11 protein-coding genes are annotated in these 12,943 nt (G+C 64.0%); 4 read left to right on the forward strand and 7 right to left on the reverse strand.

Annotated elements, in window-relative coordinates; genetic code table 11:
* Positions 1-45 precede the first annotated feature (45 nt).
* Positions 46-465, reverse strand: coding sequence for an AraC family transcriptional regulator (locus tag EJ069_RS15330; protein WP_245456574.1), 420 nt, complete (start codon positions 463-465; stop codon positions 46-48).
* A 444-nt stretch (positions 466-909) separates the two neighbouring features.
* Positions 910-2,433 (reverse strand): helicase HerA-like C-terminal domain-containing protein, encoded by a 1,524-nt coding sequence (locus EJ069_RS15335; RefSeq protein ID WP_126062005.1) that lies wholly within the window; start codon positions 2,431-2,433, stop codon positions 910-912.
* 635 nt (positions 2,434-3,068) lie between these two features.
* Here EJ069_RS15335 and EJ069_RS15340 point away from each other — a divergent pair.
* Genes EJ069_RS15340 through EJ069_RS15350 form a run of 3 tightly spaced genes read left to right on the forward strand, consistent with a single transcriptional unit; the run spans position 3,069 to position 6,934 of the window.
* On the forward strand, positions 3,069-4,511 hold the full coding sequence (locus EJ069_RS15340) for a methylmalonyl-CoA mutase subunit beta (protein WP_126062006.1): 1,443 nt from the start codon (positions 3,069-3,071) through the stop codon (positions 4,509-4,511).
* Positions 4,508-6,631 carry a methylmalonyl-CoA mutase gene (scpA, locus tag EJ069_RS15345; protein WP_126062007.1) on the forward strand — a complete coding sequence of 708 codons (2,124 nt, stop codon included), beginning with the start codon at positions 4,508-4,510 and terminating at the stop codon, positions 6,629-6,631. The genes EJ069_RS15340 and scpA overlap by 4 nt, the downstream gene beginning before the upstream one ends.
* Before the next feature lie 60 nt (positions 6,632-6,691).
* Positions 6,692-6,934 carry an AbrB/MazE/SpoVT family DNA-binding domain-containing protein gene (locus EJ069_RS15350; RefSeq protein WP_126062008.1) on the forward strand — a complete coding sequence of 81 codons (243 nt, stop codon included), beginning with the start codon at positions 6,692-6,694 and terminating at the stop codon, positions 6,932-6,934.
* Positions 6,935-7,257: 323 nt separating this feature from the next.
* Here EJ069_RS15350 and greA read toward each other — a convergent pair whose 3' ends face one another.
* Positions 7,258-7,740, reverse strand: a complete 483-nt coding sequence (gene greA / locus EJ069_RS15355; protein WP_126062009.1) for a transcription elongation factor GreA — start codon at positions 7,738-7,740, stop codon at positions 7,258-7,260.
* A 106-nt stretch (positions 7,741-7,846) separates the two neighbouring features.
* Between greA and EJ069_RS15360 the strand changes: the two genes are divergently transcribed.
* Positions 7,847-9,223, forward strand: coding sequence for a TIGR03808 family TAT-translocated repetitive protein (locus EJ069_RS15360; protein ID WP_126062010.1), 1,377 nt, complete (start codon positions 7,847-7,849; stop codon positions 9,221-9,223).
* Between the two features lie 27 nt (positions 9,224-9,250).
* Here the strand turns inward: EJ069_RS15360 and EJ069_RS15365 are convergent, their stop codons facing one another.
* The 4 genes from EJ069_RS15365 to EJ069_RS15380 form a co-directional block, all read right to left on the reverse strand.
* Positions 9,251-9,685 carry a hypothetical protein gene (locus EJ069_RS15365; protein WP_126062011.1) on the reverse strand — a complete coding sequence of 145 codons (435 nt, stop codon included), beginning with the start codon at positions 9,683-9,685 and terminating at the stop codon, positions 9,251-9,253.
* Between the two features lie 61 nt (positions 9,686-9,746).
* Entirely contained in the window at positions 9,747-10,559 is an 813-nt protein-coding gene (locus EJ069_RS15370) for a methyltransferase domain-containing protein (protein ID WP_126062012.1), read from the reverse strand.
* A 95-nt stretch (positions 10,560-10,654) separates the two neighbouring features.
* Entirely contained in the window at positions 10,655-11,656 is a 1,002-nt protein-coding gene (locus EJ069_RS15375) for an asparaginase (RefSeq protein ID WP_126062013.1), read from the reverse strand.
* 49 nt (positions 11,657-11,705) lie between these two features.
* Positions 11,706-12,872 (reverse strand): acetyl-CoA acetyltransferase, encoded by a 1,167-nt coding sequence (locus EJ069_RS15380; protein ID WP_126062014.1) that lies wholly within the window; start codon positions 12,870-12,872, stop codon positions 11,706-11,708.
* Positions 12,873-12,943: the final 71 nt, after the last annotated feature.

Raw genomic sequence — 12,943 nt, forward strand, 5'->3', positions numbered from 1 at the left:
TAATTAGCCAAAGTTAAACTTGATCACCGCTAAATTAGGACGACCTTAATTCCCGGATCGAGAGCGGCGCCTCGTCCGCACCTGTTGAGGCGTCACTTGGCGATACTTCCTCATCATCGTGGTGAAGTGGCTCTGGCTCGAGAACCCGCTCAAATCGGCAATGTCCGTGATCGACATTCGGCTGTCGGTGAGCAGCTTCTCGGCAAAGTCCAGGCGAAGAAGCAGAACGGATTGATACGGCGAAACACCGAACGTCTTCGAAAAAGCGCGGACGAAATGGTAGGGAGACAGGTCGCATACGGCCGCCATCTCCGCCAGCGACAGCTTGCGCGAAAAGTTCTCTTTCAGGAATTGCTCGATCTGGTGAGTATGCCGGGCCGACAGCCCGCCTTTTGCATTCAGCAACGGGCGCCTGTCGGAAGCGACCTCCGATAACAGGGCTGGTAGATCATCGTCGCGCCGCAAGACGGCCTCCTGATGCTCAGCCCCCGCCCGTCTTGGCCCAACCTCAACACGTGTTTTCGGTTCCCCAGGCAAAACAATTCGTGATCATGCGCATGGTTGGTGAACGCCGTCGGATTGCGACCCAACGACAGCCACGCAAAAGCCATGATTTGAGGCATGCGGTATTTCACGAAATTGCGGTTCGGCGCGGAAAACCTTCTCTCACGAAAACATTAGATACCGCTGTTGCTATCCACTTGTTCTCAAGTAAGGTTTTTTCGTCGCGAGGTAACAAAGGCGGCCTCTGACGTCGGGGCGCTATGCAAATTTGCCTAGGGCGGCGATCGTCAGACCAACCCGCACTGGAATGCGGAATGGACCCGCCCCCACGACGGCGACCATACTGCGGCGGGACGATCACGTATTTGACCTGCCAAGCTAAGACAGCCGCGGTCTGGCCCAGTGCTACCGTCCGCGCGCCAGGCTCCCCAGGATGCCGCGCACGATGGCGCGGCCGACCGAGGAGCCGACCGAGCGCACCACCGACTTGATGGCGGCTTCGGCCACGGTCTGGCGGTTGGAAGACCGCCGGTTGCCGGTCCCGAGCACATCGTCGAAGCCGGGAATGGTCCAGCGCGAGCCGCCGCTGTTCTGCTGCTGTGCCTGCGCCTCGGCATCCTGCGCCTCCTTGGCCTTCTTCTGCAGGATCTCGAAGGCCGACTCGCGATCGACGACCTGGTCGTACTGGCCGGCGACCGGGCTCTCGGCGATGATCTTGCGACGCTCGTCCGGCGTGATCGGGCCGAGCCGCGAGGACGGCGGCCGGATCAGCGTGCGCTGGACCATGGCCGGCACGCCCTTGTCCTCCAGCATCGAGACCAGCGCCTCGCCGGTGGCCAGCTGAGTGATGGCGGTGGCGCAGTCGAAGTCGGGATTGGGCCGGAAGGTCTCGGCCGCGGTGCGCACCGCCTGCTGCTCGCGCGGCGTATAGGCGCGCAGCGCGTGCTGGACGCGGTTGCCGAGCTGGGCGAGCACCTTCTCCGGAATGTCGAGCGGGTTCTGGGTGACGAAATAGACGCCGACGCCCTTGGAGCGGATCAGCCGCACCACCTGCTCGACGCGGTCGATGAGCACCTTCGGCGCGTCCTCGAACAGAAGATGCGCCTCGTCGAAGAAGAAGACCAGCTTCGGCTGGTCGAGATCGCCGACCTCGGGCAGTTCCTCGAACAGCTCCGACATCAGCCAGAGCAGGAAGGTGGCGTAGAGCCTGGGATTCATCATCAGCTTGTCGGCGGCGAGCACGCTGATGGCGCCGCGGCCGTCGCGGGTGGTGCGCATGATGTCGGCGATGCGCAGCGCCGGCTCGCCGAAGAAATTCGCAGCACCCTGCTGTTCCAGCACCAGGAGCGTGCGCTGGATGGCGCCCACGGAAGGCTTGGTGACATTGCCGTAGCGCGCGCTGAGCTCGTCGGCGCGCTCGGCGATGTTGGCGAGCAGCGCCTGCAGGTCCTTCAGATCGAGCAGCAGCAGGCCTTCTTCATCAGCGATGCGGAAGGCGATGTTCATGACACCTTCCTGCGCCTCGGTGAGATTCATCAGCCGCGAGAGCAGCAACGGCCCCATCTCGGAGATGGTGGCGCGGATCGGATGGCCCTGCTCGCCGAACAGATCCCAGAAGATGACCGGGAATTCCTGGAACTGGTAGGGATCGAGCTTCACCTGTTCGGCGCGCTTGACCAGGAAATCCTTGGCCTCGCCCATCATGGATATGCCGGAAAGGTCGCCCTTGATGTCGGCGCAGAAGACAGGCACGCCCGCATTCGAAAAGCCCTCGGCCAGGATCTGCAGGCTGACCGTCTTGCCGGTGCCGGTGGCGCCTGTGACGAGGCCGTGGCGGTTGCCGTAGCGCAGCAAGAGCTCTTCGGCGCGCTGATAGGAATCGTCGGGCTTGCGGCTGGCGCCGATGAAGATGCTGGTCTCGTCAACCATGTCCGGTCTCCGCAATCTGTTCCGCTCAAAGGGCCTCACCCCGAGGTATAGTAACGCGCGTCGCATGCGGCAATGGCCAGCATCGATTTGGGAGCGGCCCGGAATTTGGCCATTGGCGCTAGTTCCTTAACACAGAAGTTTTGACCGGTTGGTTAGTGTGCGTTGGCAGATCCCAGGCCTTGGCGATTGGCCGAGACGCCTATTGCGGTCGTCATCCACGGGCGGAGCAAGGAGCGAAGCGACGCGCGCAGACCCGGGATCCATGCCGTTACTTGGAAGCGCCGCGATGGTCCAGAATTCTGCACCGTTGCACACTTCGGTCTCGGTAACGGAATGGATTCTAGGGTCTGCGCGCGTCGCTTCGCTCCTTGCTCCGCCCTAGAATGACGAGGTTCAGGAGCCTCCAGCTCATCGCCGGCGTTGCGCTGACTTACCCCAGACGGACGTTGATAGCCTGCCCGACAACCCTGCAATGTTTCAAAATCACTGTGTTGAGGAACTTGCGGATTTTGCGCATGTTTGGCAATCGATTGGCTGGCCGAGGGAGAACCCGGGCGGATAACGCATTGTGATATCCGGTTCCCGACCTTAGATTGGCTGGACCCGGCTGATGCGGCCGAGAAGCGAGGAGAGCGATGGGCGCCGGCGCCATGACCAGGGATGTCGACCTTCCGAACCCGGACGCCAAGCGTTGGCAGGCGCTGGCGGAGAAGGCGCTTGCCGGCGGTTCCTTCGAGGAAAAGCTCGTTTCCCGTTCCGATGACGGCATCCGCATCGAGCCGCTCAGCCAGCGCTCGACGGCCGCCGAGCCATGGCCGCGCACAAACCCGGCGGCGCCCTGGATCGTCAGCCAGCGCGTCGACGACCCGGACATCGCCCGGGCCAGCGCGCAAGCCCTGGAAGACATCGCCCATGGCGCCACCGGCCTGTCGCTTGTCTTCGAGGGCGCGCCGAATGCCTTCGGCTACGGCCTGCCGCGCACCGCGGAAGCGTTGGAACGGGTGCTCGACGGCGTGCCGCTCAACCGCGTGCAGGTGCGCATCGACGCCCATCCCTGGAGCCGCGCCGTGGCCGACTGGCTGCTCGCCTTCCTGAGCAAACGCCGCTCCGATCCGACCAAGCTGAACCTCTCCTTCGGCATCGACCCGGCGGCGATCTTCGCCGGCACCGGGCGGCTGCGCACCTCGATCGAGGCGCTGCAGGAATCGATGCCGCAGTCGCTGGCGCATTTCTTCTCGATGGGCGTGCCGGGCGTGCTGCTCGAGGCCGACGGCCGCGTCTTCCACAATGCCGGCGCCACCGAGGCGCAGGAGCTCGGCACGATGATGGCCTCCGTCGTGTCCTATCTCAGGATGTTCGAGAAGGCGCGCCAGCCGCTGGTCTATGCGGCACCGCATATCGGCTTCGCGCTCAGCGTCGACCAGGACCAGTTCCTGTCGCTGGCCAAGGTGCGGGCTTTGCGCAAGCTGTGGGCGCGCATCCAGGAAGCCTGCTCGATCCCGGCCTCGACCGCCAGCATCCATGCCGAGACCTCCTACCGCATGATGACGATGGCCGACCCGGAGACCAACATATTGCGCACGGCGATCGCAGCCTTCGCGGCGGCAACCGGCGGCGCCGATTCGATCTCGATCCTGCCGCACACGATCGCGCATGGACTGCCGGCGGGCTTTGCCCGCCGCATCGCCCGCAACGCGCAGCTGATCATGGCCGAAGAGAGCCATCTCGGCCAAGTCGCAGACCCCGCCAGCGGCTCGGGCTCCGTCGAAGCGCTGACCGACGATCTCTGCGCCGCCGCCTGGGAAGAATTCCAGCGCATCGAAGCCGAGGGCGGCGTGCTCGCCAGCTTGCAGCAGGGCTACATCCAGAACCGCGTGCAGACGGCGGCGGCCAAGCGCAACGGCGCCTACCGCGCCGGCGAACGCGGCATCGTCGGCACGACGCTGTACCGCGCCGGCACGGAGCGCCCGGTCGAGACACTGCCGCAGGAGCGGCGGCCGGCACTGACGGAAGGCGTCGCGACCTGCGAGCCGCTGTTTCCGGTGCGCATCGACCAGTCGATCGGAGCCGGATCATGATCCCGGATTTCAGCCGGATCGGCTGGTCGGCGCCGCGTCGCGCGCCGGTCGAGCTCAAGGGCCAACGGATGACGCCGGAAGGCATCGCCGTAAAACACCTCTACACGCAAGGCGACCTCAAGGGGCTTGCCAATCTCGACACCTATCCGGGCCTGCCGCCTTTCGTGCGTGGCCCCTACCCCACCATGTATGTCCAGCAACCCTGGACGATCCGGCAATATGCCGGCTTCTCGACGGCCGAGGAATCCAACGCCTTCTACCGGCGAAATCTCGCGGCCGGCCAGAAAGGCCTGTCGGTGGCTTTCGACCTTGCCACGCATCGCGGCTACGACAGCGACCATCCGCGCGTCGCCGGCGATGTCGGCATGGCGGGCGTGGCGATCGATTCCATCCTCGACATGCGGCAGTTGTTCGACGGCATTCCGTTGAACGAAATGACGGTGTCGATGACCATGAACGGCGCGGTGCTGCCGATCATGGCTTTGTACATCGTCGCGGCCGAAGAACAGGGCGTCGCGCAGAAGGATCTGGCCGGAACCATTCAGAACGACATTCTGAAGGAGTTCATGGTCCGCAACACCTACATCTACCCGCCGAAGCCCTCGATGCGGATCGTGTCGGACATCTTCGCCTACACCTCCAGGCACATGCCGAAGTTCAACTCGATCTCGATCTCCGGCTACCACATGCAGGAAGCCGGCGCGACGGCCGACCTTGAGCTGGCCTACACGATCGCCGACGGCATCGAATATGCGCGCGCCGGCGTCGCTGCCGGGCTCGACATCGACCGCTTCGCGCCGCGCCTTTCCTTCTTCTGGGCGATCGGCATGAACTTCTTCATGGAGGTCGCCAAGCTCAGGGCCGCGCGGCTACTCTGGTCAAGCCTGATGCAGAAGAACTTTTCGCCGAAGGACGAGCGCTCGCTGTCGCTGCGCACCCATTGCCAGACTTCCGGATGGTCGCTGACGGCGCAGGACCCCTACAACAACATCACCCGCACGATGATCGAGGCGATGGCCGCGACGCAGGGGCACACCCAGTCGCTGCACACCAATTCCTTCGACGAGGCGATGGCGCTGCCGACCGACCATTCGGCCCGGATCGCCCGCAACACGCAGCTCATCCTGCAGAAGGAATCCGGCACCACGCGCATGATCGATCCGTGGGGCGGCTCGGCCTATGTCGAGCGGCTGACGCACGATCTTGCGGCGCGGGCGCTCGCCCATATCGAGGAGGTGGAAGGCCTCGGCGGCATGGCGGCGGCGATCGAAAAGGGCATCCCGAAGCTGCGCATCGAGGAAGCGGCTGCCCGCACCCAGGCGCGCATCGATTCCGGCGAGCAAATTCTGGTCGGCGTCAACGCGCACCGGCCGCAGACGGATATCGAAGTCGATGTCTTGAAGATCGACAATGCCGAGGTGAAAGCCAGGCAACTGGCGAAGCTGCAGCGGCTCAAAGGCACGCGCGATGTGGCGGCCCTGGAAAACGCCCTGGCGGCGCTGACGCGTGCCGCCGAGAGCGGCGAGAACCTGCTCGAATTCGCGATCCGGGCGGCGCGCGCCAACGCGACCGTCGGCGAGATTTCGCTAGCGCTGGAAAAAGTGTTCGGCAGGCATACGGCTGCGGTCCAGACGATCTCAGGCGTCTATCGCGACGCGCTCGGCGACAGTCCGGCGCTCGACCGGTTGCAGGAAAAGATCGAGGCGTTCGAAAAGAAATCCGGCGGCAAGCCGCGCATCCTGGTCGCCAAGATGGGCCAGGACGGCCATGACCGCGGCCAGAAGGTGATCGCCAGCGCCTTTGCCGATCTCGGCTTCGACGTCACCGTCGGGCCGATGTTCCAGACGCCGGACGAGATCGCCAAGCTCGCGGTGCAGCACGACGTGGACATTATCGGCGCGTCCTCCTTGGCCGCCGGACACCTGACGCTGATCCCCGAGCTTAAGGAAGCGCTGAAGAAGCTCGGCCATGCCGACATGCTGATCGTCGCCGGCGGCGTCATCCCGCCGCAGGACTATGACGCGGTGCTAGCGGCGGGTGCCGCGGAGATCTTCCCGCCGGGAACGGTGATCCCCGAAGCAGCGAACCGGCTGATGGATCGGTTGCTGGCGGATCAGTGAGGGCTTGCCGGTTTGGCTGAAAGGTTGTTCTATGGAAATAGATACAACCATGGCGCGATGATGTTCAAGACGACCCTCCACGGGCTTGATGACGGATCGGGAGCTTTGCTGCTGCCACGCGAAATGCTTGACAGCCTGGACCTTCAGGTCGGTGACGAGCTCCAGATCATCGAAACCGACGATGGCCTCATTCTAAGGCCAATCCGCCATGACAGCTACAAGCGGCAAATGAACGCCGCTCGCGATGTCATGGACAGATACGAGGCTGCACTGCGCAAGCTTTCAACGTTGGCTGACGACTAGTTCCTCGACACAGTGATTTTGAAAGATTGCGGTAGTCGGCGCAAACGTTGGCGATGAGCTGGAGGCTTCTGAACCTCGTCATTCCAGGGCGGAGCAAGGAGCGAAGCGACGCGCGCAGACCCTGGAATCCATGCCGTTACCTGGACCGAGGTGTGCAACGGTGCAGAATTCTGGACCGCCGCGGCGCTTCAAGGTCACGGCATGGATCCTCGGGTCTGCGCGCGTCGCTTCGCTCCTTGCTCCGCCCGTGGATGACGACCGCGATAGGCGTCTCGGCCAATCGCCAAGGCAGGGGACCTGCAACGCACACCAACCAACGGGAATTAATTCTCAGCCTTGTCCGAGAGCTTGACGATTTCCCATTCCTTGCCGTTGACGGCGGCAACATCGCCGACCTTCTTGCCGAACAGCGCCACGGCCATCGGCGAGACGTGGGAAATCGAGCCCTTCGACGGATCGGCCTCGTCCTCGCCGACGATGCGCCAGTGCACCTTCTTGCCGTCGTCGCCTTCCAGCGTGACGCCCATGCCGAAGCGCACCACGTCGCTGCCGGGTTCCGGCACGGAAAGCTCGGCATTCTCGCGCCGCGCCGTCCAGTAGCGCAGGTCGCGCGAAACCACCGCGATGCGCTCGCGGTCACCCTTCCGTTCTGCCTTGGCGAGCACATCCCGCAGGTCGGCGAGATTGTCCTCGATCATAGCAAGGCCGCGCTCCGTCACCAGATTGCGGTGCGTGCTGACCGGGCGTTCGCCGACGCCGGCAATGGCGTTTTCGCTGTCTTCTTCGCGGGTGAAAGCTCTGCTCATGAAATGAACTTAGGCTTGGTGACGCGACTGCACAAGCGGTTTGCCGATAGGGCCATCCTGGCACGATTCCTGCGACAGACAGGGCGAAACGCCAGGACCTGTGCCGATGTTGAACAGACGAACGCTGCTTGCCCAGGCCGCCGGCTTCGCCGTCGCCGGCGTCTTTGCCGGCAAGGCATCGGCGAAGTCGCTGCCCGGCATCGAGATGGCCGCGATGCGCGGCTCGATCGATGCCACCGAGATCGGGGTGCAGCCAGGCGCGGTCGACGACCAGAGCAAGGCTTTCGCCAGGATGCTGGCCGAGGCCAGCGACCGCGACCAGCCGGTGTTCCTACCGCCCGGCACCTATCTTGTGTCGAACCTCAAGCTGCCTGCCCGCGTGCGCCTGTCGGGCGTGCCTGGCGCGACGCGCATCGTCTATGGCGGTAACGGCCATCTGATGATGGCCGAGCAGGCAGAGCATATCGAGCTGACTGGCCTCGTCTTCGACGGCGCAAACCGCTGGCTGGCCGACTACACGCAAGGGCTGCTCGACCTGCGCCGTGTCGCCCATCTGACAATCGACAATTGCCAGGTGACCGGCAGCGGCAAGAATGGGATGGCGCTCGAGCATGCCGCCGGCCGCATCGGCCGCTGCGATATTTCCGGCGCGGCGGATGCCGGCATCTATTCGGTCGAGGCCGGTGGGCTGGAGATTTCCGGCAACACGGTTTCGGACTGCGCCAATGGCGGCATACTGGTGCATCGCTGGCAGGCGGCGGAGGACGGCACCATCGTCAGCGGCAACCGCGTCCAGCGTATCGGCGCGCGCAGCGGCGGCACCGGCCAGAACGGCAACGGCATCAACGCCTTCCGCGCCGGCAACGTCATCATCTCGGGCAATGTCGTTTCCGACTGCGCCTTCACCGCGATCCGCGCCAACAGCGCCAGCAATCTGCAGATCTCCGGCAACACCTGCTCGCGCTCGGGCGAGACCGGGATCTATTCGGAATTCTCCTTCGAAGGCGCGATCCTCAGCAACAACCTCGTCGACGGCGCCGCCAACGGCATCTCGATCGTCAATTTCAACGAAGGCGGCCGCATGGCCGTCTGCTCAAACAACATCGTGCGCAACCTGACGACGGTTGGCCCCTACACCGCCGACCCGCCAGGTTTCGGCGTCGGCATCAGCGCCGAGGCCGACACGACGGTTTCCGGCAATGTCGTCGAGAACGCGCCGCTCTATGGCATGCAGCTCGGCTGGGGGCCGTATCTGCGCAATGTCGTGGCGACCGGCAATATCATCCGCAAGGCCGGCACCGGCATCGTCGTTTCGGTCGTCGAAGGGTCCGGCACGGCCGTCATCTCGGACAACGTCATCGACGGCGCGCAGAATGGCGCCATCATCGGCCAGCGTTGGGCCGATCCGGTGACCGGGGACCTCGCGAAGGCAAGCGACAGCGGCTATGCGCATCTGACCGTCGAGCGCAACAAGGTGAGCTAGGACAGTCAGGTGATGCCGGGGTCGTTTTCAACGATCGCTCGGCTTCTCGCGTTTTATTGGCGGCGACTTATCGTGAGCGACCTCCGGTACGATATCGACCGCCACTTGATCCACGAACCAAGCATGGTCGGAGTGAGTACTCGAAGGCGGAAAATCCAGCGTCGGAAAAGCCTTGTTGATCTTGTTAATGGCCCAGACTAATCCGGACATAACACCGATATAGACCAACACACACGCAAGCATGGCTTTCAGACCCGCATTGTCGGCAACCCAATGCGCTGCCCGCACAGCATAGGCTAAAAGCGCCCAGCCTATAAAAAGAAGTCCGTATAGAAGCCCAAGTGCAATTCGGCGATATGCCATGCCGTTCCAAGTCTTGAATATGCAGCAATATGCAGCCGACTTTGCTTGCAAAGCTCTGAAACCCGTTAAAAGCAGAGCGTTGAATTTGAGCGACCACAATGTATCGCCAAAGGCATTCGGTCGACTATGAACAGATGCCAACCAAACGCAACAAGACGGGCTAGACCACAGCCACGATAAAATGCGCCTGGATCTTGGCCGCCACCGCGCCGCGGCCATGTCTGTCGGCGATCGCGGCTTCCGCATAGTCGGTCGCGGACGCCAAGCTACCAGCCTCCCTCGCATCGATCTCGTTGCGAAGCAGGGTTCCCTGACAATAGGCGACGGCGGGAACGCGCGGCGAGGATGCGCGACTCTGCTCGGCCCTCGTATCGATCGCCACATCGGAGAATCCGGCGGCGGCCAGATCGCTACGGATCAAGTCCTTGTCGTGATAACCATGCGGCGTGCGCGCCAGGAAGCGCGGCGGATCGTGCGGAAAGATCCTGGCGAGCGCATTCGTCACGTCGTCGGCGAAGATATTCTCCTCGATGCGATCCCAGACGCTGAACAGGAAATGCCCGCCAGGCTTCAGGACGCGCTTTGCCTCGCGATAGGCTGCGGCGCGATCGGGAAAGAACATGGCGCCGAACTGACAACAGACGAGGTCGAAGGCAGCGTCGTCGAAGGGCAGCTTCAAGGCATCTGCCTGGCGCCAGGTGATGCGGCTGTCGGGACCCTGGCGCGACGCCGCATAGTCCAGCATCGGCTGGTTGAGGTCGGTCACGGTGTAGCTGACATCGGGAGAGAGTTTCGGCGCCAAGGCGCGCGTGACGGCCCCGGTGCCCGCGGCGGTCTCCAAAACGGCGGCTGGCGAGAAGGAAGCCGCCCGGCGCGCCGTCTCGGCGGCATAGGCCTCGAAAATCAGCGGCACCATATGGCGATCGTAATTTTCCGGGATCGACCCGGCAAACACCTTGTCCGCTTCCAGCATGATCTGGCCCACCGTCCGATTGATAGTGGAGAAGGCTAGCACATAATTTTTGCCTCGGCTTACCCGCGGGGCATATCGGTGCCGACGAAACCTCGCTAGTTGAGCGCCGCCGTCGGCCGCAGCAAGCCGACCTTGACGCCGATGCGGCTTTCGACTGCGGGATGGGCGAGTTGGGTGAGCCTTGCCGCTACCGCCTCATCGGCGCGCAACAGCTTTGCCAGCACTGCGGCGATCATTACCTCCGCCCCTCTGCCGGCGCCATCATCGCATTTGAGCGCGATGCCGAGGCCAAGCTCGGGCAGCGCCGCGCAATAGACGCCTTCGGCGCCGGTTTTGACGAAGATGCGGCCCGGTGCTGCCTGCATCAGCGCGACATCGGCCTTGCCGGTGCCGGCGACCAGGAACGGCTCGGCCATGCAGGCCGAAAGCAGACGCTTCGCCGCCTTGGCGCGCTCGGGCGAAAAGCCCCTGCCCGTCGCCATGCGGGCAAAGCCCTGCGCAAAACTCTTCAACGGCACGGCATAGGTCGGGATCGAGCAACCGTCGACGGCGCTGTTGTCGGTGTTGTGGGCAGCGCCGGTGACGGATTGCATGGCGTCGCGCACCATCTCCTGCTGCGCGTGTCCCTCCTTGACGTAGCCCTGATGGGCTATGCCCGAATGCACGCAGGTACAGAGGAAGCCGGCATGCTTGCCGGAACAGTTGTTGTGCAAGGCGCTCGGCACATCACCGGCGCGGGCGAGCGCAATGGTGGCTTCATGGTTGGGCCAATGCGCGCCGCATTCGAGCGCGGTCTTATCGAGACCCGCCCTGGCGAGCATTGCCCGCGCCAGTTCGACATGAGCGGGTTCGCCCGAATGCGAGGCGCAGGCAAGCGCCAGTTCGCGGTTGCCGAAGCCATAGGCGTCGGCAGCGCCCGATTCGACCAGCGGCAGCGCCTGGATGGCTTTCACCGCCGAGCGCGGGAAAACCGGACGGTCGGTGTCGCCGATCTCCCAGACGGGCTTGCCGTCGGCGTCGAAGACCGAAACCGCGCCGCGGTGCCCGCTTTCGACCACAGAACCGCGCGTGACTTCGACCAGAACTGGATTGGACATGCTGCCTCCCGCACGCGCCAGAGGGCGCTGCTTTTAGTGCGGGCAGCTTCTACCTTATGCGATCGAGAATGGAAACGTAGTTGGCGACGGCGGCACCACCCATGTTGAAGATGCCGCCGAGCTTCGCGCCCGGCACCTGGATGCCGCCGGCCTCGCCGGTCAACTGCATCGCGGTGAGCACATGCATCGACACGCCGGTGGCGCCGATCGGATGGCCCTTGGCCTTCAGGCCGCCCGAAGGATTGACCGGCAGGCGGCCGTCCTTGGCCGTCGTGCCGTCCAGCGCCAGCCTGGCGCCCTCGCCTGGTTTGGCCAGGCCCATCGCTTCGTATTCGATCAATTCGGCGATGGTGAAGCAGTCATGCGTCTCGACGAAGGAGAGGTCGTCGAGCGTGACGCCGGCCTTCTTCAGCGCCTGGTTCCAGGCGTGCTCGCAACCCTCGAAGGCTAAGATGTCGCGCTTCGACATCGGCAGGAAATCCTGGACATGCTCGTTGGCGCGGAAGGTGACGGCGCGGCGCATGTTCAACGCCGTCGCAGTGTCGGTGAGCACCAGCGCCGCGGCGCCGTCCGACACCAGCGAGCAATCGGTGCGCTTCAGCGGACCGGCGACGAACGGATTCTTCTCGCTTTCCTGGCGGCAGAACTCATAGCCGAAATCCTTGCGCATCTGGGCGTAGGGATTGTCGACGCCATTCTTGTGGTTCTTGGCGGCGATCATGGCCAGCGCGTCCGACTGGTCGCCATAGCGCTGGAAGTAAGCCTGCGCGATCTTGCCGAAGACGCCGGCAAAGCCGGCCGGGGTGTCGCCTTCTTCCGGAAGGTAGGATGCCTTGAGCAGGTTCTTGCCGATCTCGGGACCGGGCGTCGTCGTCATCTGCTCGGCGCCGACCACCAGCACGATGCGGGCGGCGTTGGCGTCGATGGCGCGGATACCTTGCCGGACCGCGGCCGAGCCGGTGGCGCAGGCATTCTCGACGCGCGTCGCCGGCTTGAAGCGCAGCCGATCATCGGCCTGCAGCACGAGGCTGGCGGTAAAATCCTGCGGGGAGAAGCCGGCGTTGAAATGGCCGAGCACGATCTCGTCGACATCGTCGGGGCCGATGCCGGCATGGTCGAGCGCCTCGATGGCAACCTTGGTGATCAGGCCCTCCAGCGTCTCGCCTTCGAGCTTGCCGAAGCGCGAATGCGCCCAGCCGACGATGCATGCGGTCATGGCAATCTCCGTTTGCGCCGCAGCCTAGCACGATCCTTGGCGGCACGTGATTCAATATTGTTCAACAGTGA

Source organism: Mesorhizobium sp. M2A.F.Ca.ET.043.05.1.1, assembly GCF_003952445.1.
GTDB lineage: Bacteria > Pseudomonadota > Alphaproteobacteria > Rhizobiales > Rhizobiaceae > Mesorhizobium.

Excerpts from the sequence above, each read along its gene's own strand:
- EJ069_RS15375 (WP_126062013.1), bottom strand. The coding sequence starts at position 11,656 with ATGTCCAATCCAGTTCTGGTCGAAGTCACGCGCGGTTCTGTGGTCGAA.
- greA (WP_126062009.1), bottom strand. The coding sequence starts at position 7,740 with ATGAGCAGAGCTTTCACCCGCGAAGAAGACAGCGAAAACGCCATTGCC.
- EJ069_RS15340 (WP_126062006.1), top strand. The coding sequence starts at position 3,069 with ATGGGCGCCGGCGCCATGACCAGGGATGTCGACCTTCCGAACCCGGAC.
- EJ069_RS15380 (WP_126062014.1), bottom strand. The coding sequence starts at position 12,872 with ATGACCGCATGCATCGTCGGCTGGGCGCATTCGCGCTTCGGCAAGCTC.
- EJ069_RS15335 (WP_126062005.1), bottom strand. The coding sequence starts at position 2,433 with ATGGTTGACGAGACCAGCATCTTCATCGGCGCCAGCCGCAAGCCCGAC.
- scpA (WP_126062007.1), top strand. The coding sequence starts at position 4,508 with ATGATCCCGGATTTCAGCCGGATCGGCTGGTCGGCGCCGCGTCGCGCG.
- EJ069_RS15370 (WP_126062012.1), bottom strand. The coding sequence starts at position 10,559 with ATGCTGGAAGCGGACAAGGTGTTTGCCGGGTCGATCCCGGAAAATTAC.
- EJ069_RS15360 (WP_126062010.1), top strand. The coding sequence starts at position 7,847 with ATGTTGAACAGACGAACGCTGCTTGCCCAGGCCGCCGGCTTCGCCGTC.
- EJ069_RS15350 (WP_126062008.1), top strand. The coding sequence starts at position 6,692 with ATGTTCAAGACGACCCTCCACGGGCTTGATGACGGATCGGGAGCTTTG.